The organism is Renibacterium salmoninarum ATCC 33209 (assembly GCF_000018885.1).
Lineage (GTDB): Bacteria > Actinomycetota > Actinomycetes > Actinomycetales > Micrococcaceae > Renibacterium > Renibacterium salmoninarum.
In genome coordinates this window covers 2994703-3011192 of the sequence record NC_010168.1, presented here as the reverse complement: position 1 = coordinate 3011192, position 16490 = coordinate 2994703, and the positions used below count along the sequence as shown (strand labels likewise).

The 16490-nt window shown below is 56.2% G+C and carries 20 protein-coding genes and 1 pseudogene; 13 read left to right on the top strand and 8 right to left on the bottom strand.

The window, feature by feature from the left end; genetic code table 11:
• Positions 1-89: 89 nt before the first annotated feature.
• Entirely contained in the window at positions 90-350 is a 261-nt protein-coding gene (locus RSAL33209_RS14905) for a hypothetical protein (protein WP_012246737.1), read from the bottom strand.
• A 355-nt stretch (positions 351-705) separates the two neighbouring features.
• On the opposite strand from RSAL33209_RS14905, the gene RSAL33209_RS14900 reads away from it, so the two are divergent.
• The 5 genes from RSAL33209_RS14900 (at position 706) to RSAL33209_RS14885 (ending at position 4598) form a co-directional block, all read left to right on the top strand.
• Positions 706-1995, top strand: coding sequence for an adenylosuccinate synthase (locus RSAL33209_RS14900; protein ID WP_041685919.1), 1290 nt, complete (start codon positions 706-708; stop codon positions 1993-1995).
• An 86-nt stretch (positions 1996-2081) separates the two neighbouring features.
• Positions 2082-2888 (top strand): carbon-nitrogen hydrolase family protein, encoded by an 807-nt coding sequence (locus RSAL33209_RS14895; protein WP_012246735.1) that lies wholly within the window; start codon positions 2082-2084, stop codon positions 2886-2888.
• Between the two features lie 100 nt (positions 2889-2988).
• Entirely contained in the window at positions 2989-3453 is a 465-nt protein-coding gene (locus tag RSAL33209_RS19405) for an aldo/keto reductase (RefSeq protein WP_267895912.1), read from the top strand.
• Positions 3404-3982, top strand: a complete 579-nt coding sequence (locus RSAL33209_RS19400) for an aldo/keto reductase (RefSeq protein WP_267895911.1) — start codon at positions 3404-3406, stop codon at positions 3980-3982. Before RSAL33209_RS19405 ends, RSAL33209_RS19400 begins: the two co-directional genes overlap by 50 nt.
• Before the next feature lie 25 nt (positions 3983-4007).
• A complete protein-coding gene (locus RSAL33209_RS14885) occupies positions 4008-4598 on the top strand; it encodes a TetR/AcrR family transcriptional regulator (protein WP_012246733.1) in 591 nt (196 codons plus the stop codon).
• Here the strand turns inward: RSAL33209_RS14885 and RSAL33209_RS14880 are convergent.
• Positions 4569-5261 (bottom strand): hypothetical protein, encoded by a 693-nt coding sequence (locus tag RSAL33209_RS14880; protein WP_041684871.1) that lies wholly within the window; start codon positions 5259-5261, stop codon positions 4569-4571. The genes RSAL33209_RS14885 and RSAL33209_RS14880 overlap by 30 nt on opposite strands.
• An 87-nt stretch (positions 5262-5348) precedes the next feature.
• Here RSAL33209_RS14880 and RSAL33209_RS14870 point away from each other — a divergent pair.
• Positions 5349-6614: pseudogene (locus tag RSAL33209_RS14870) on the top strand (IS3 family transposase).
• Between the two features lie 27 nt (positions 6615-6641).
• On the opposite strand, the gene RSAL33209_RS14865 reads toward RSAL33209_RS14870, so the two are convergent.
• On the bottom strand, positions 6642-7379 hold the full coding sequence (locus RSAL33209_RS14865) for a hypothetical protein (RefSeq protein WP_041684870.1): 738 nt from the start codon (positions 7377-7379) through the stop codon (positions 6642-6644).
• Positions 7380-7546: 167 nt separating this feature from the next.
• Between RSAL33209_RS14865 and RSAL33209_RS14860 the strand changes: the two genes are divergently transcribed.
• From RSAL33209_RS14860 to RSAL33209_RS14840, 5 genes are all read left to right on the top strand, one after another.
• Complete coding sequence (locus tag RSAL33209_RS14860; RefSeq protein WP_012246729.1) at positions 7547-7966, top strand: CoA-binding protein; 420 nt, start codon at positions 7547-7549, stop codon at positions 7964-7966.
• Positions 7967-8068: 102 nt separating this feature from the next.
• Complete coding sequence (locus RSAL33209_RS14855) at positions 8069-8881, top strand: polysaccharide deacetylase family protein (RefSeq protein WP_233494225.1); 813 nt, start codon at positions 8069-8071, stop codon at positions 8879-8881.
• Positions 8882-8904: 23 nt separating this feature from the next.
• Positions 8905-9264, top strand: coding sequence for an MmcQ/YjbR family DNA-binding protein (locus RSAL33209_RS14850; RefSeq protein ID WP_233494353.1), 360 nt, complete (start codon positions 8905-8907; stop codon positions 9262-9264).
• Positions 9257-9784 (top strand): DUF1990 domain-containing protein, encoded by a 528-nt coding sequence (locus RSAL33209_RS14845; RefSeq protein ID WP_012246726.1) that lies wholly within the window; start codon positions 9257-9259, stop codon positions 9782-9784. Before RSAL33209_RS14850 ends, RSAL33209_RS14845 begins: the two co-directional genes overlap by 8 nt.
• 22 nt (positions 9785-9806) lie before the next feature.
• Positions 9807-10700, top strand: coding sequence for an arginase family protein (locus RSAL33209_RS14840; protein WP_041684869.1), 894 nt, complete (start codon positions 9807-9809; stop codon positions 10698-10700).
• Between the two features lie 389 nt (positions 10701-11089).
• On the opposite strand, the gene purL is transcribed toward RSAL33209_RS14840, so the two are convergent.
• From purL to RSAL33209_RS14815, 5 genes are all read right to left on the bottom strand, one after another.
• Positions 11090-13393, bottom strand: coding sequence for a phosphoribosylformylglycinamidine synthase subunit PurL (purL, locus tag RSAL33209_RS14835; RefSeq protein ID WP_012246723.1), 2304 nt, complete (start codon positions 13391-13393; stop codon positions 11090-11092).
• Positions 13390-14130, bottom strand: a complete 741-nt coding sequence (purQ, locus tag RSAL33209_RS14830; RefSeq protein ID WP_012246722.1) for a phosphoribosylformylglycinamidine synthase subunit PurQ — start codon at positions 14128-14130, stop codon at positions 13390-13392. Before purQ ends, purL begins: the two co-directional genes overlap by 4 nt.
• A complete protein-coding gene (gene purS / locus RSAL33209_RS14825; RefSeq protein WP_012246721.1) occupies positions 14123-14374 on the bottom strand; it encodes a phosphoribosylformylglycinamidine synthase subunit PurS in 252 nt (83 codons plus the stop codon). The genes purQ and purS overlap by 8 nt, the downstream gene beginning before the upstream one ends.
• A 176-nt stretch (positions 14375-14550) precedes the next feature.
• Positions 14551-14961 (bottom strand): hypothetical protein, encoded by a 411-nt coding sequence (locus RSAL33209_RS14820; protein WP_012246720.1) that lies wholly within the window; start codon positions 14959-14961, stop codon positions 14551-14553.
• A gap of 8 nt (positions 14962-14969) precedes the next feature.
• Positions 14970-15428 carry a hypothetical protein gene (locus tag RSAL33209_RS14815; RefSeq protein ID WP_012246719.1) on the bottom strand — a complete coding sequence of 153 codons (459 nt, stop codon included), beginning with the start codon at positions 15426-15428 and terminating at the stop codon, positions 14970-14972.
• 173 nt (positions 15429-15601) lie between these two features.
• On the opposite strand from RSAL33209_RS14815, the gene RSAL33209_RS18280 reads away from it, so the two are divergent.
• Positions 15602-15790, top strand: coding sequence for a hypothetical protein (locus RSAL33209_RS18280; protein ID WP_012246718.1), 189 nt, complete (start codon positions 15602-15604; stop codon positions 15788-15790).
• Between the two features lie 481 nt (positions 15791-16271).
• A complete protein-coding gene (locus tag RSAL33209_RS18275) occupies positions 16272-16487 on the top strand; it encodes an EamA family transporter (RefSeq protein WP_199533180.1) in 216 nt (71 codons plus the stop codon).
• Positions 16488-16490 lie beyond the last annotated feature (3 nt).

Below are 16490 nucleotides of genomic sequence, written 5' to 3'. Positions count from 1 at the left end.
GCGAGGTTCAGACCTGCCAATGAACCGATGCCGAGAGTACCTGACCCTTGCCAGCCTGGGGCTCTCGGCATCGAACTTAATCGCTGAAGTCAGCCGTGTTTGTAGTTGATGGAGAAATCGCTGCCGCTCAGTGACCCAGTGACAGCTCTGGTCGTGCCGTTGCTCACGGTGTAGCCGCCCCAAACTGTGCTGGTGGAGCCAAATCCAGCCGAAGATTTCGTCTCGGAAACCTGGGTGGGGGCAAACGCCGTCGGCGTGGATTGCACGGGCGAAGCAGATACCGGGGTGGCAGCTGCTAGAGCAAGTGCTGAAACACTGAGCAGAACTGAGCTGATTGCGCTAAATCGCATGATGAGTTCCTTTGTGAGCCTGAGGTTGCCGTTGGAGGTGACCGCGGTTCAGAGGTTATTTAGCCGTGATGTTAATCCGCCGAGAGTTAGCTGAGCGCTAGCCGTCAGCAGGATTTCACCGGGATTACCAAGGAATAAGTGCCAATCCGCACTTAGCTGCCAACTCCGCAGCACAGTTTCGGCTAAACTTGGTGAGTAAGAGCCCCGAACCTCTTACGGACAGCTCGTCCAAGCTGAACAGTTTGGACGGACAGTCAAAGAGCGCAGGGGCATTTTCGTGTGCGGGCATTGCAGGATTCATCGGCTGCCAGTTGGCCGATGCCGAAGGTGCACGCAATGAATGGGGGAGATACCCATGCCAGCTATCGTGATCGTCGGAGCCCAATGGGGCGATGAAGGCAAAGGCAAGGCAACAGATCTACTGGGTGGGCGCGTGGACTACGTCGTCAAACCCAACGGCGGAAACAATGCCGGCCACACCGTCGTTGTCAATGGTGAGAAGTACGAGCTCAAGCTCCTTCCCGCCGGTATTTTGAGCCCGAATGCCATTCCGATTATTGGAAATGGTTGCGTGGTGAATTTGGAAGCGCTCTTCGATGAGATCGACGCGCTTAAGGCTCGTGGCGCGGATACTTCGAAGCTTCGAGTCTCCGCTAATGCGCACCTCGTTGCGCCGTATCACCAAGTGCTAGATAAGGTAACCGAGCGCTTCTTGGGTAAGCGTGCCATTGGCACCACCGGTCGTGGAATCGGCCCAGCCTATATGGACAAAGTCGCCCGCCTTGGCATTCGTGTGCAGGACGTTTTTGATGAATCAATCCTGCGGCAAAAGGTTGAAGGCTCGCTAGCTCAGAAGAATGAGCTATTGGTCAAGGTATACAACCGCCGAGCCATTGACGTTGAAGAGATCGTTGCGTACTTCCTGGGCTTTGCTGAGCGCTTGCAGCCGTTGGTGATTGACTCCACGATTGAACTCAACAACGCGCTCGACGACGGCAAAGTTGTGTTGATGGAGGGTGGCCAAGCGACCTATCTTGACGTTGACCATGGCACTTACCCCTTTGTCACGTCATCGAATCCGACCGCGGGCGGCTCTTCGGTGGGATCAGGCATTGGTCCGACTCGGATTACGCGTGTGGTCGGCATCATCAAGGCTTACACGACGAGAGTTGGCGCCGGTCCGTTTCCTACTGAGCTCTTCGATGAGATGGGCGAGTACCTGCAAAAGACTGGCGGCGAGTTTGGCGTCAACACTGGGCGGCCACGTCGCTGTGGTTGGTATGACGCCGTTTTGGCTCGGCACGCCGCGCGAATCAACGGGTTCACGGACTACTTTGTCACCAAGCTGGACGTGCTGACTGGCATTGAAAAAATTCCGGTTTGTGTCGCGTACGACGTCGACGGCGTACGGCACGAAGAAATGCCGATGACTCAGACTGAGTTCCACCACGCGAAGCCAATTTTTGAATACTTAGATGGTTGGACTGAAGACATCAGCGGGGCTAAAACGCTGGATGATCTGCCGGAGAATGCGCGAAATTACGTGCTGGAGTTGGAAAAGATGTCTGGGACTAGATTCTCAGCCATTGGTGTTGGTCCGGATCGAGATCAAACAATCGTCGTGCACGACTTGATCGACGGGTAATCAACAAGCGGCTTGCCAGTTTTATTGGTTATTCTGGCCTCAGGAAAGCTCACCTGAGCGCAACCTATAGGGGAAGAGGTCATCAGATGAAGGTCAGCGTCGGTCAGTTTAGTCCGGTAGGGGATGTTGACGGCAACATCGAAGCGATGCGCCGTCTGGCAGCTGAGGCAGCTCAAGATGGTAGCGAACTCATCCTTTTCCCGGAAGAAGCGATGTTTACTCTTGGCAAAGTGGCGGGTGATTTTCGTAGCGCGGTAGATGCTGGCTGGAGTGTCTTCGTGCAACAGCTGACACTTATCGCGGCGGAGCACAAGATTGCAATTATCGCTGGCGGCTACGAGTCCAGTGGCGAGGAACGACCTTTCAACACCTTGGTTGCGGTTGGGTCTGATGGTGCGATTCTTGGAACGTACCGGAAATTGCACCTTTATGACGCGTTTTCCTATCAGGAGTCCAAACGCATCATGCCTGGCAATAGCGGGCTGACAGTTGTGCGGGTCGGCGAGCTCAACGTGGGCATGATGACCTGCTACGACTTGCGGTTCCCGGAACTGGCCCGTGCGCTTGCGGAGCAAGATGTTGACCTTATCTGCGTTCCGGCTGCCTGGTTTAAAGGCGAACACAAGGTAGATCACTGGGAGACTCTGTTGAAAGCCCGGGCGATTGAAAACACTTGTTGGGTGGCTGCGGCAGGCTCGATGAGCCCACATTGCATTGGTCATTCGGTGATTCTCGATCCGATGGGTGTGCCCGCTGCGTTCCTTGACGAAGAGCCGGAAAGCCTTGCTACAGCTGAAGTCACCGTGAAACGCATCGAAGAAGTGCGCGAGTTTTTGCCGGTGCTGAAGAATCGAAGGATTAAGTCAGTGCGGGAGATCGTTCCAGCTCACTAAAAAATAGGCGTCAACCATTGGACTGACAGATATTGATTCCTGTCAGTCCAATGGTTAGTCTTGTTGACGTACCCTTTCCGCTTCGCTCAGGAGTCAATTCATGGAATTACGTCAACTTGGCAACACCGGACCTACAGTTTCACCGATCGGTCTCGGCTGTATGAGTATGTCCGGCATGTACGGCCCGTCAGACCGAGCTGAATCCCTTGCTACGATTCATGCCGCGGTCGACGCCGGCATATCGCTCCTAGATACTGGAGATTTTTACGGTTCTGGGCATAACGAGATGCTTATCGGTGAGGCGCTGCGTGAGCTGCCGCGCGAGAAGCTGCAAATCAGCGTCAAATTTGGCGTGCTACGCGACCCTGCTGGTGGTTGGGCTGGAATGGACACTAGTCCAGCCGCGCTCAAGAACTTCCTGGCGCATAGCTTGCAGCGTCTCGGTACAGATTATGTATATTTACCGACCCGCCCGACTCGATCCAAACGTGCCGATCGAAGACACGATTGGGGCCATGGCCGAGTTAGTCGAAGCAGGATTTGTTCGACACATTGGCTTATCTGAGGTAGGCGTAGACACGATTCGTCGAGCCGCAGCAGTGCATCCGATTGCTGATTTGCAGATTGAGTATTCACTAATTTCACGCAGCATCGAAGCTAAAATTTTGCCGGTATTGAGAGAATTAGGCATTGGGGTCACCGCGTATGGAGTCCTTTCTCGAGGCCTACTTTCAGGGCACTGGCGTGCGGATCGTACGGCCGATGAGACGGATTTCCGAGCTTACTCGCCCCGCTTTCAAGGCGATAATCTCGACCATAATCTCCGGCTAGTTGAGGCGCTTCGTGGAGTTGCGGTGGCCCGTGGAGTTTCGGTCGCCCAAATCGCCATTGCCTGGGTGGCGGCTCAAGGTGCCGATATTGTTCCTTTGGTGGGCGCGCGTACCAGGGAACGATTGAACGAATCGCTTGGCGAGAAGGAGCTGGTATTGAGCGCCGAGGATATTGTGACCATTGAGGCTGCGATCCCTGCAGATGCAGCAGCCGGAAGCCGGTATGACGAATCGCAGATGGCAATGTTGGACAGCGAACGCTAAATATTTGAGGGAGCACGATTAGGCAATGACCGACGATGGGCCGCTGACAAAAGAGGCAATTTTGCTGGCGACAGAAGATGTCCTGCGTAAGTACGGCCCTAGTAAGGCGACCGTCGTCGATGTTGCTCGTGCTTTGGGCGTGAGTCATGGCAGTGTCTATCGTCATTTCCCTTCGAAGCTTGCTTTACGTGAAGCGGTGACCGAACGCTGGCTTGAACGGGCCCACGCAGGATTGGCTGAGCTGATTGATGCGGATGGACCAGCAGCGGATCGATTAGCGCAATGGATCCGGACGCTAGCAGCGGCGAAGAAACGTAAAGCCTTGGATGACCCGGAACTCTTTCACAATTATTCAGCTCTGGTTCAGGAGCAGAATGCAGCTGTGGTGGAAGAACACCTGGCCGATTTGATAGCTCAGCTGGAAGCCTTGGTTTTAGCCGGGATCCGTGACGGTGGATTTGTCGAACTGGATGCCAAGAGCGCCGCGCAGGCGATTTTCTATGCCACGATTGCTTTTCATTCGCCGACTTTTGCCGATCGATGGTCCCGTCCGGAGATCAGCGATGAACTTGAAGCCGTGATTAGCCTAATTTTGCACGGGTTGAAAGCTCGCTGATCTCCGGGCGGAGAGATTTAGCTGCGCTGCGACCGGTGAGTACGCTGGCGTCGCCAAGTTTAAGATTCCGCAAGCTGTTCCTATTCCCAGTAATGCTGCTGCCCACGCCAGGATGTTCTGTTGATTTTGCGGGCCAGTTAGCGCTAGTTCGGTTCCAACTGCAGCGGTTGTAGCAGCTGAAACTGCCGGGCTGGGCGGCGTACTTGCTTCGACGCAGACGGTTTCGCTTTGTTCGCCAAATGCGCTCCGCGCCTCGAGCGCCAAAGTGGAAGCTTTGATCGTTGCCACCACGGTGTAACAACCTGCCTGTTGAAAAGGTTTGAAATCGACGCTGGTAATTCGAGTTTCTGCGCTGCCGGTTAAGGCTGCGCTAGTTTGTTGGAATACCGGACTATTCGGTGGAATCTCAGCGGCTTTCTGCGGAATGCCCGGCAGCGGACCGTACATCACCAGGTCCACATTGTCGGTGGAGTCGGAGCCTAGTTTCGAGCCGCCCAGGCCCGGCATGCCGGTAACAGAGATGCGATCTGCGACGGAAGCGCCGGGCGCGATTTTATGGGCTGAAAGCTCTGTGTCGATTCTGGGTTGCCACGGTCTAAGCGTTGTTTCTGCAGCTACACCAAACCGCGACTGCCATGGTTTGACGTAGTCTTTGGCTGACACAGGGCGCACACTAGAGGCTTCAATTCGTTCGGCCCAGTGAATCGCCCCGGTGTGTCCGGAGACTTTCTTGTTTGAGAGGATCAGGACATGGCAGGGAAAACTACGACACGGTATCCGCAGGAGTTGAAGGATCATACGGTGCGCATGGTGGCGGAGATGGAGGGTGCATCTTCGGAGTGGGCGGCGATGCAAAAAGTTGCCCAGCTTTTGGGTGTGGGTGTGCCGGAAACGGTGCGTAAATGGGTCCGGCAAGCCGAGATCGATGTTGGTACTAGAACTGGAACAACGAGCACGGAATCGGCCGAGCTGAAACGGTTACGGCGTGAGAACGCTGAGCTGAAACGGGCGAACGCGATCCTTCGGAGTGCTTCAGCTTTTGTCGCGGTCGAACTCGACCGCCACAACACTGATCGTGAAATACATCAAGGACCATGCCGGTCACCGCGAGAATAATGGATTGCGGTGGGGTGTCGAGTCGATCTGCCAGGTGCTTACTGGGACGGGGTGAAGACCACCCCGTCCACGTACTACGAATGGGTGGATAAAACACGATCTCACCGAGAACAACGTGATGAGGTGCTCAAGCCCGTGATCCAGAAGGTGTATGCCGCTAATTACGGGGTTTACGGCACCAGGAAAGTCTGGTTGGCGATGAACCGTGAAGGTGTGCCGGTGGCCAGGTGCACGGTAGAACGGCTCATGGGGTTACTTGGCATACAGGGTGCGGTCCGTGGCAAGGTCAAACGCACCACGATCAAAGACTCGAAGGCGGCCCGAGCGAAGGACTTGGTCCGCCGTGATTTCACACCAACGGCACCGGATCGGCTATGGGTAGATGATTTCACCTATGTTTCGACCTGGTCCGGGTGGGTCTATGTTGCCTTCGTGATCGATGCTTACTCTCGGAGGATCCTGGGCTGGTCAGCGAGTGCTTCTATGAACACCGTGCTAGTGCTCAACGCAGTTAATCAGGCAATCTGGAGTCGTGAACGGGCCGGGGCTGAGATTTCCGGGGTGATTCATCATCACGATGCCGGGGCTCAATACGCCTCCTTGGCCTTCACCGAACGCCTGGCCCAGGCCGGTATCCGCCCCTCGATCGGTTCTGTGGGTGATAGTTACGACAACGTCTTGGCGGAAACCATCAACGGGCTTTATAAGACCGAGCTGATCAAACCCGGCAAGCCCTGGCGGACTATAGAAGAAGTCGAAATCGGCACCGCTGAATGGGCCGATTGGTACAACCACCGAAGGCTCTACCAGTACTGCGGAGACATCCCACCAGTAGAGCTAGAAAACCACTACTACAATCACTACCAGAGCACGGCAGCCGCCGACAGGCTCATCGTCTGAGAAACCCTCCGGACACACCGGGGCGATTCAGGGTGCCTTGTCAATAACGGCGGTGAGACTACCTTGGCCTAAACCAGTTCGCTGAATGCCGAAGCTTCGAGGCTGTTCTTCACTTACCCAGGATGTCTTGCCGGTGGAATCTGGGTCAGACAGTTTGAGGTCACCACTCACTGAAGCGGCAACTGCTAGGCCTGGCACTAAGGTATTTTGGCCACTCAAAACCCCAATCGTTGCGGCAACCTTTCCACCAACATCAACCGAAATTCGATATGGTCCGGCGTATTTTAAAGACATCTCAGTAAGTGACTTGCCTAGAGAAACCACCGAATCGGGCAGCTTCGCTTTGTTGAGGATCTCAGCCATTCCTGGGCTACCCCAAGCGCGGCCGGAGGAGCTCAGTGCCCAGATGGATAACTGCACGGCCGCGGCGGTTTCATTCTCCGGGGAGGCGCCCCACCGATAGAGCAGATAGGACAAGGCGCCGTTCTCTGCGGCGGAGAGCGCGGAACCATCGTTGCGGATAAAACCGCCGGCCTGCGCGGGCCGATAATTACCGGCGTAGTTTGGCGCCAGCAATTCATAGTCGGTGCAATAGGTAATCAGGCCATCCGAGTTCTTCTGTTGGCCGACAAATATTTGCCTATTTCCAAGGCCTGCCCCAAAACTCCAAGAAGGCGTCAGGGCTTGGGCAGGGGAGATACCCAGACCGGATAGCCCGACCAATGCCCATATGGCCACAAGGGCTACTCCGATTTTGCTCTTCATATGTTGCCTTTCGAAGACGTCGAGAAATGAATTAATGCCTTCACTTTGCCAACAGGTCACGGCACTAAACCGCCAAATCCGGCGGTTCGATAAGCATGTGGAGAATCGCTTCTGAGATCGCTTTGGGGAGGAAGAGTCAGGGGTGAATTCCGGCGTATGCTGGGCAGATGAACCACCAAAACGATCAGGAAATAGTCCGTCGCTTGTTGAGCGAAAAAGGGCGCTGGGCAGTTGTCGGATTGTCGATGAATACGCTTCGCCCAGCATTTTCGGTAGCCAGATTTTTGCAGCGCGACTTGGCGATGGAAATTATCCCTGTCAATCCGCACGGCGACGAGGTGCACGGAGCGAAGGGTTACCGGACGCTCGCCGATATTCCTGCAAAAGTGGATGTGGTTGACTGCTTTGTGAACTCGCAACGCGTCGGTCAAGTTGTAGACCAAGCCATCGAGATCGGGGCTAAAGCAGTTTGGCTCCAACTGGGCGTGATCGACGAAGCCGCTGCAGCCCGCGCTTCCGCGGCGGGGCTTGACGTAGTTATGGACACTTGCCCAGCGATTGAAGCGCCACGGCTGGGAATCGCATGAACTGTCGTAGCCGACTGCTACTCTGCTGAAGTAGGGGGAATCTACAGTTCACACCACTCGTTTTGAGGTCCGCTGGTGCCACGTCACCTCACACTGTCACACTTGAAGCTCAGATGGCTCTGGGTCGCTGCTTCGCTCGTGCTCGTCGTCGTGCTTGCCATAGGCAGCTTTTGGGCGGCCAGAGCTATTTTGGAGCCACCGCAACCTGCTGCGGCTAGCACCGAATCGACGGTTTCTCCGCCCGCGTCCACGCCGTCGAACACCCCGATCAAAACCGTCGCACCGAGTGTTCCAGCACTCAGCCCAGATTACGTATTGCCGCCAATTCAAGATGGTATGGTGCCGGTGATTACTAAAATTCCTACCGCGCAAAAAGTTGTCTTTTTGACCATCGATGACGGAGCGAGCAAACTCCCAGAGAATCTGGCGCTGCTTCAGGAAAACAAGATCAAAGCTTCGCTTTTCCTGGCAAAATTGTTCATTTCAGATAAGCCTGACTACTTCAAACCGTTCCTGGCGGCCGGGCATAAGATCGAGAATCACTCAATTTCGCACCCCCTTAACCTGGTCAAGATGAGCTACCAGCAGCAAAAGGACGAAATCTGTCAGATGGCAGACTTTGAAGAGCAAACGTACGGACGTAGGCCAGTATTCTTCCGTCCGCCGGGTGGGCCCTACAGCAGCGTGACTCGTAAGGCCGCAGCAGACTGTGGCATGAAAGCCATTATCGATTGGGAAGCCAAGGCCAATGCAGGCAGAGTCGATTACCAGACCGGCACGGCCTTACGCCCGGGAGAAATAGTCCTTATGCATTTCCGACCAGAGTTTGCCAAGGATCTTCAGGCCTTCATCGAAGCGAAAAATGCAGCTGGCCTAGAGGTTGTTTTACTTGAAGACTATTTGAAGGTTCCTTGATGGAAATCGAAACATGACGGGCAATCTGCCTTAGTTTTCCTGGCGCCTTTGAGGTTTATCCCTTTGGCCCGGAGACCGTCGTGATGAAGGTTGGTGCCTCTGGACCAAAGGTCTTCGCACTATTTTGGGGCGACAAGAATCCGCTCACGGTCAATCTGAAATGTGACCCTGCTTTAGCTGAGCAATTGCGTGCAGCGCACCCGGAAATTACCCCGGGTTATCACATGAACAAAAAGCACTGGAATTCCGTGGACTGTTCCGCAGGACTCGCGGCAGAAACTATTCGGGATCTGATTGAGGATTCATATGATTTGGTCGTCGCTTCGCTGCCTAGGCAGCAACGTGAGGCGCTTGGTTGGACAGGATTAGTGCAACGTGGGTGAACTGACATATCCGCAGATTGGCCTGAGCCGTCAGCTGTTCGAGAATGGCCCTGAATCGGCCGCGGGTTGGCCGGCAGGTTCCCGACGGGTTTTTGAACGAATCCTTATTGGCCACGGAGTCGAAGCTTTTAACCGGTTGACTGATGGCATCCTAGATTGGCAGATTCAGCGAAAAGCGGGGCTAAGGCCACGGTCGGCTACCCGCGCAGTGCCGGGCGCGCAGGTCGTTTGCAGTTTTGGCCTGGGACCGCTGCGATTGTCTGTGCCGTGTGAGGTTGTTTGGTCTGAGCAGGGCGCGAGTGTCGGTGGTTTTGGTTATGGGACTCTACCCGGTCATCCGGCTCGCGGCGAGGAGGCTTTTATTGCTCAGTTGGCAGACGACGGCGCAGTTTGGTTTTCGGTGTTGGCGTTCAGCAAACCCTCGCCTGGAATTTTCGCGATGACAGCGCCAGCAAGTCGGTTTATGCAGGCGCGAGTGACGCGAAAGTATTTGGCGGCAGCAAAAGCTATTGTCGGCTGACGCATTTCAGAGGAGGTATCTAATGAAATTTCGGCAGATCGCGATCATTTCGGCACCAAGCAACCTAGGCCTCCGTCCGCCGGAGATGGGTACAACTCCAGGAGTTGCCAAAGCGCCGGAAGCATTGCGAGAAGCTGGCTTACAAACTGGGTTGATTTCGCGTGGCGCGGTCGAAGCTGGCGTCGTGCTTTCGGGAAGATATCGCGACGATTGGCAAGCTGGCACAGGAACAGTCCGTAATCAAGCAGAACTGTTGGCGCATGCCCACAGACTAGATCAGCGGGTGAGTATGGTGCTCGACGGCGGCTATTGGCCGCTGGTTCTTGGTGGTGATTGCTCAATTTTATTGGGTATTGGAACGGCGCTGAAGCGACGTGGGCATTATGGCTTGATCCACCTTGACGGCCATACCGATTTCCGTAATCCGTGGAATTCCGCCGAGTGCGCGTCAGTTGCAGGCGAAGATCTTGCCGTGGTTACCGGCAGACATTTTCCTGCGCTAGCAGACGTGGATTGGCTGGGGCCCTATTTTGCCGTTGCAGATGTGGTTCACGCCGGATGCCGCGAGGATGACGGCGAGATCGACGAAGTCCGCGCGTATGTTGCTGGTCTCTTTACGAGCGGTGGTATAAGGGAATCTCCCACATCAGTGGCAGCGAAAATTTTGGCTGTTTTTCCGGAAGGCTTGGCAGGAATATGGTTGCAGCTCGATATTGACATCTTAGATCCGCGGATTATGCCTGCCGTGGACGGCCCGGATCCGGATGGTATTGATTGGTCGCAGGTAGAAGCGCTCCTTCTTATTCTGCTGCCGAGTATTTCAGGGCTGAGTCTGACGGTCTTTGACCCAGAGCTAGACCCGGACGGCGAGCTGGCCAGGACGCTCAGCGAATTTATGCTAAGGGTCCTGGCCTAGCCCGCGGATCGAATACCCAGAAACAGCTACTTACTAGCGAAAACTGGGTAGTTGTCGGAGTAACCAGTGAATGTCTGACCGCCTGTGCGCCACGGCGCCGAGTGAATTGGATTAGTGACGTTCTGCCAGCCGGTCTTGCTGCGTCCTGCCCATGGCATCTGGTACGGATATTCGGTTGCCAGGTTCGTCTGAAGTCCTTCCGAGCCCGAGTTATCGAAGCCTTCCTGAAAACCACGATGCCTTGTCCGGAAACTACCTTGTCTTGACTGATCAGATCGGCCCGTTGTGACTGATCCCAACCCGAAACGCTGCACCACTTTTCGGCCTTAAACCACCTGTTTAAGGCCGAAAAGTGGTGCAGCGTTTCGCAGCGGAGTAGGCTCTAGACCCTAACCGAAGTACTTCGGCAGGGTCGCTTCATGGGCTTCGCGTAGTTCGTCCAGGCTCAGCGTGAACGCGCCTTGTACGTCCAACGCGCCGGACTCAGCGTCAACCACGCCAAGACGTAAGTGCTCAAAGCCCCGGGCAGTGCACATGTCGTTGAAGCGGACTTCCTCGGAGCGTGGCACGGAAACCAGTGCGCGGGCTTGCGATTCCGAGAACAAGGCTTCAAAGATCGAAATCCCGTCACGGACAGCGAGCTCATCCAGGCCGATTCGAGCGCCCACGCCAAAGCGCAGTGAGGACTCAACCAGTGCGGCAGCTAAACCACCTTCGGAGAGGTCGTGTGCGGCATCGACCATGCCGTCACGCGAAGCGTTGATCAGAATCTCAGCGAGTTCCTTTTCGCGGCCCAGATCAACAACCGGCGGCTGACCGCCAAGGTGTCCACGCAAGTTAGCCCATTCCGAGCCATCCAATTCAGCGCGCGTGGTGCCGAGTAGGTAGATGGCCTGGCCGTCTACCCGCCAGCCGGACGGCGTGCTCCGGGCGACGTCGTCGAACACGCCCAGCACGCCAACTACGGGCGTCGGGTGAATCGCGACCCCGCCCGTCTGGTTGTACAGCGAGACATTGCCACCAGTCACTGGCACGCCAAGTTCCTGGCAAGCATCAGCCAAGCCAGTGACGGACTCAGCGAATTGCCACATCACTTCGGGATCCTCGGGGGAGCCAAAGTTCAAGCAGTCAGTGACCGCCAGCGGACGCGCGCCAGAGGTGGCCACGTTCCGGTATGCCTCAGCAAGGGCCAATTTAGCGCCTTCACGAGGGTTCAGGTAGCAGTAACGGCCATTCGCATCGGTGGACAACGCAACGCCAAGGCCAGTGGTTTCATCCACTCGGATCACTCCGGCGTCGTCGGGCATGGCTTGCGCGGTATTGCCCTGTACATACCGGTCGTACTGATCGGTGACCCACGACTTCGAGGCCATATTCGGCGAGGACATCAGTTCGACGACGGCGGCACCCAAATCGGCGGGTACCTCAGCAACGCCAGAGGCAAGGAACGAGTCAGCCTGCAAGGCGTCGAGCCATTCCGGGCGGTGGAACGGTCGGTTGTATACCGGGCCGTCGTGCGCCACGGTGCGCGGATCGACGTCGACAATCGTCTCGCCGTCCCAATCGATGATCAAGCGGCCGGTGTCCGTCACTTCACCCAACCAGGAATATTCAACGTCCCATTTGGCCATGACGGCCTCAAAAGCAGCCACGTTTTCAGGTGTAACTACCGCCATCATGCGCTCTTGCGACTCGGACATCAGAATTTCGCCCGGGGTCAGCGTTGGGTCGCGCAGCAGTACCGAGGTGAGTTCGACGTGCATGCCGCCTTCACCGTTGGAAGCCAATTCCGAGGTAGCGCAGGAAATACCAGCCGCGCCGAGGTCTTGAATACCGTCCACGATCGAGGCTTTGAACAATTCCAAGCAGCACTCAATGAGTACTTTTTCGGCAAAGGGATCGCCAACCTGCACGGCCGGGCGCTTGGACGGCTTGGTGGAGTCGAAGGATTCGGAGGCCAGTACCGAAGCGCCGCCAATGCCGTCGCCACCGGTCCGGGCGCCAAACAGCACTACGCGATTGCCCACGCCAGAAGCGTTAGCTAGCCGGATGTCTTCGTGCCGCAGTACGCCAACAGCCAAAGCATTGACCAGCGGATTGCCCTGGTAAACCGAGTCGAAGACGACCTCGCCGCCAATGTTCGGCAGGCCCAAAGAGTTACCGTATCCACCGATGCCGGAAACGATGCCGTGCACCAACCGTGCGGTATCCGGGTGGTCAATCGCGCCGAACCGCAACGGATCCATCACGGCAACCGGGCGGGCGCCCATCGAGATAATGTCGCGTACGATGCCACCGATGCCGGTAGCTGCACCTTGATAAGGCTCCACGAAAGAGGGGTGATTATGCGATTCGACTTTGAAGGTCACGGCCCAGCCGTCACCAATATCGACCACGCCAGCATTTTCGCCAATGCCAACCAATAGGTGTTTCTTCATCTCCTCAGTGACCTTTTCGCCGAACTGGCTCAGGTGCACCTTTGAGGATTTGTACGAGCAGTGCTCGCTCCACATCACCGAATACATTGCCAATTCGGCGGCAGTCGGGCGGCGGCCCAAAATCTCATTGATCCGGGCAAACTCATTGTCCTTTAGACCCAGCTCAGCCCAAGGGAGTTCAGTCTCTGGAGTGGTGGCCGCGTTGGCGACCGTATCGATATTGAAGCTGGTCTTTTCGCTGGGAGAAGTGGTCACGCTTTTGCTCCTGCAAGGATCGTGTTCAAAACAGACGAGAAGAATCCAGCACCATCGATGCCGGAGTGGTCCGGACCGAAGCCAGTTTCAACCGCGTGCTCGGGGTGCGGCATGAGCCCCACAACGTTACCCGCCGCGTTCGAGATGCCAGCGATGTCCCGGCGTGAGCCGTTCGGGTTGAAGCCTGAGTAGCGGAACACTACCCGGCCTTCAGCTTCGAGTGCATCAAGTGTCTTTTCATCTGCGATGTACTGGCCATCTTGGTTTTTCAGCGGGACGGTGATGCTTTGCCCAGCTTCAAAAGCATTGGTCCACGCGGTCGATGCGTTTTCAACACGCAGCACCTGGTCACGGCAGATGAACTTCAGGTGGGCATTTTGAACCATTGAGCCAGGAAGTAAATGCGATTCCGTGAGGATCTGGAAACCGTTGCAGATGCCCAGAACCGGCAATCTCGCCTCCGAGTTCGCTGCGTTAATGACCTTTGCCATGAGCGGAGCAAACCGGGAAATCGCGCCAGCGCGCAAGTAATCACCGTAAGAAAAACCGCCAGGAATCACCACGGCGTCCACGTCTTTGAGATAGGCATCGGCGTGCCAAAGCTCGACGGCGGTCGCACCCGAGAGCCGAACGGCGCGCGCAGCGTCGCGATCGTCAAGTGTGCCGGGGAAGGTGACTACCCCCACCCGCGCAGCGGACAGATCAGTAGCGGACAGATCAGTAGCCAGCTCAGTCATTGACAACCTCGACATTGACCACATCTTCAATGACCGGGTTGGACAGTAGTGTTTCAGCAGCTTCACGGGCTTTGGCCAGGACAGCTTCAGTAACCTCGCCGTCGACCGTCAGTTCAAAGCGTTTGCCTTGGCGGACGCCGCTGAACTCGGTGAAGCCCAGTCGGGGCAGCGCCCCAACAATGGCTTTCCCCTGCGGGTCGAGGATTTCGGGTTTGAGCATGACATCGACAACGATCCGGGGCATCCGGTGACTCCTGTTTTTCGTTCTGACAGACGAAAGGGTCGCGGAGGCTGTTGAACAGCCGTAAAACGGTGCCGTCTCACGCTGGTTCTCCGAGCCGGAGGCATCAGCGCTCCGCGAGCTTGCAGAACCATTCTACCGGTGATTTCCACTCAGTATTCACAGCACAAATACTTGCTTCAACCCAGCATGATTGCGTTCTGATCTTCAGGGCTAACGCGCAGTGGAAACATTGCGCCCGGCTGCCAATTGGGTAAGGCAGCTTGCGCGATCACGGTCTGATACTGCGCTTGATACGCAGCGCGGTCTGGCAGCGTGATTTCGAAGTCAACAAGGTAGACCGGTGTACCAGCAATAACCTGCCCAGGTGCGCGCAGCCCGCGCACCGTGCCGGAGCCTTGGATCATGCCAGCATAGGCGGCCATATTGGCAAAAGGATTAGCGCCAGCGGCGCCGTGAGTCACTGGTATCCCATTGCTGAATTGTTCGGCTAAATCCGCAGACTGGCGCAGATTCTCCGCATAGTTGGTTTGTGCGCTCTGTTTGAGTCCCGCTCGCATAAGCCGGAAAACATCGTTAATGACGCCCATAGTGCTATCTAGCTAGTAAAGGCGATGTTGTTCGGGTCTGCTGGATCAACTTTGACGTCGTGATTGGTGCCCGGCGCGTAGCTAGCCAAAAACTGTGGTGCAACCATTTCGCGTTTGCTGACCAGATAGGGTTCAGCGCCGGGAAGCGAAACTTGAACTTCAAGCTGATGCCAAGGGTTTCCAGCGGTTCGTTCGCCGGTGTCCACCGAATTGGTGATGACCGCGCTGCCAGGGTGCCTAATGGCGATGATTCGATTGAGTTCTTGACCATAGGCATTGAGCGCATCGTGATCTGCTTGCGCTGCCTGCGATACTTGGCCAGCGTTCGCCATGGTTACCGGGCTGCCGTCGGTATAGCCAGCGGCCTGGAGGTGCTGGTTTGCTAGATCTTGCGCTGCCTTGGCTTGGGCTGCCCAATCGTTGTCTCCGCCGCCGAAAGCATTTTTTGCCCGGTCGAAAAGTCCCATTTTGTCTCCTTAGATATCTGGCGATGTGGTGCGCAATCAGTTGAGAACCCCAATGGACCATTCACAGCCCTTTGCGACCGATTCTTGCAGCAACGCTGCCGCGCGGCAAGGTCTTTTTGAAAGTGAATTTCTCGGATACGTGTATAGACAACTGTTCATAGAGCTGTGGCACAATGCGCAAGGTGAATCTTCTTGCGCTCGGCTTGGTACTGGCAGCTGCTGTTGCACGCGCCGTCTGGAATCTCGCCGCTAAAAAGGCGGGCACTGGCGGCGTGCCCTTCCTCTGGCTCGCCTCGTTGTGCTCCGCGGTGATTCTGGCCCCGCTGGGAATTTGGGGCATTCTGGCTTTTAGCGGACAGTGATTGCCTTGGCTTTTAGACGGTGTGGTCAGCGGCATACTCCATACCGGCTTCGTGTTGTTGCAGCATGGCTATGCGCAGGGTGATATCTCGGTGGTCTACCCTTTAGCCCGCGGCACCGGACCCGCGCTGAGCGTGCTACTGGCGTTATTGATTTTGGGCGAGCGGCCGGGATGGCTCGCGGTGCTTGGCGCGGCCGTAGTGGTGGGCGGTGTGGTTTTGATTGGGCTGTCAGGCTCGACGCCGACGCCGGGGCGCGGCCGCGGAAAGCTTGGCGCAGGAGTACTTTATGGGGTGCTTACCGGAGTCACTATTGCCGCCTACACACTTTGGGATGCGCATTCAGTGCTTGCCAGCGGCCTAGCTGTCTTCCCAATTGCTCTGATGTGGGGATCCTCAATGACCGAGGTAGTTCTGCTCGCGCCGTTCGCGCTGCAGTTCACGCGCCAAGGTTCATTCGGTTTGGCATCAGCACGGGCGAGAAGTGCTGATTGTCGCCACGATTTCCCCGCTAGCTTATGTTTTGGTGTTGTTCGCGCTACAAATGGCTCCGGTAGCGATGGTTGCGCCAGTGCGCGAGCTATCAGTGGTTTTTGTGACCTTGGAGGGAGCTTTTTTGCTGCACGAGGCCGAGCCGCGCAAACGATTGATTGGTGCTGGCATCGTCGTGGCCGGCGTGGTGATGATAGCTATCGCCTAGCCG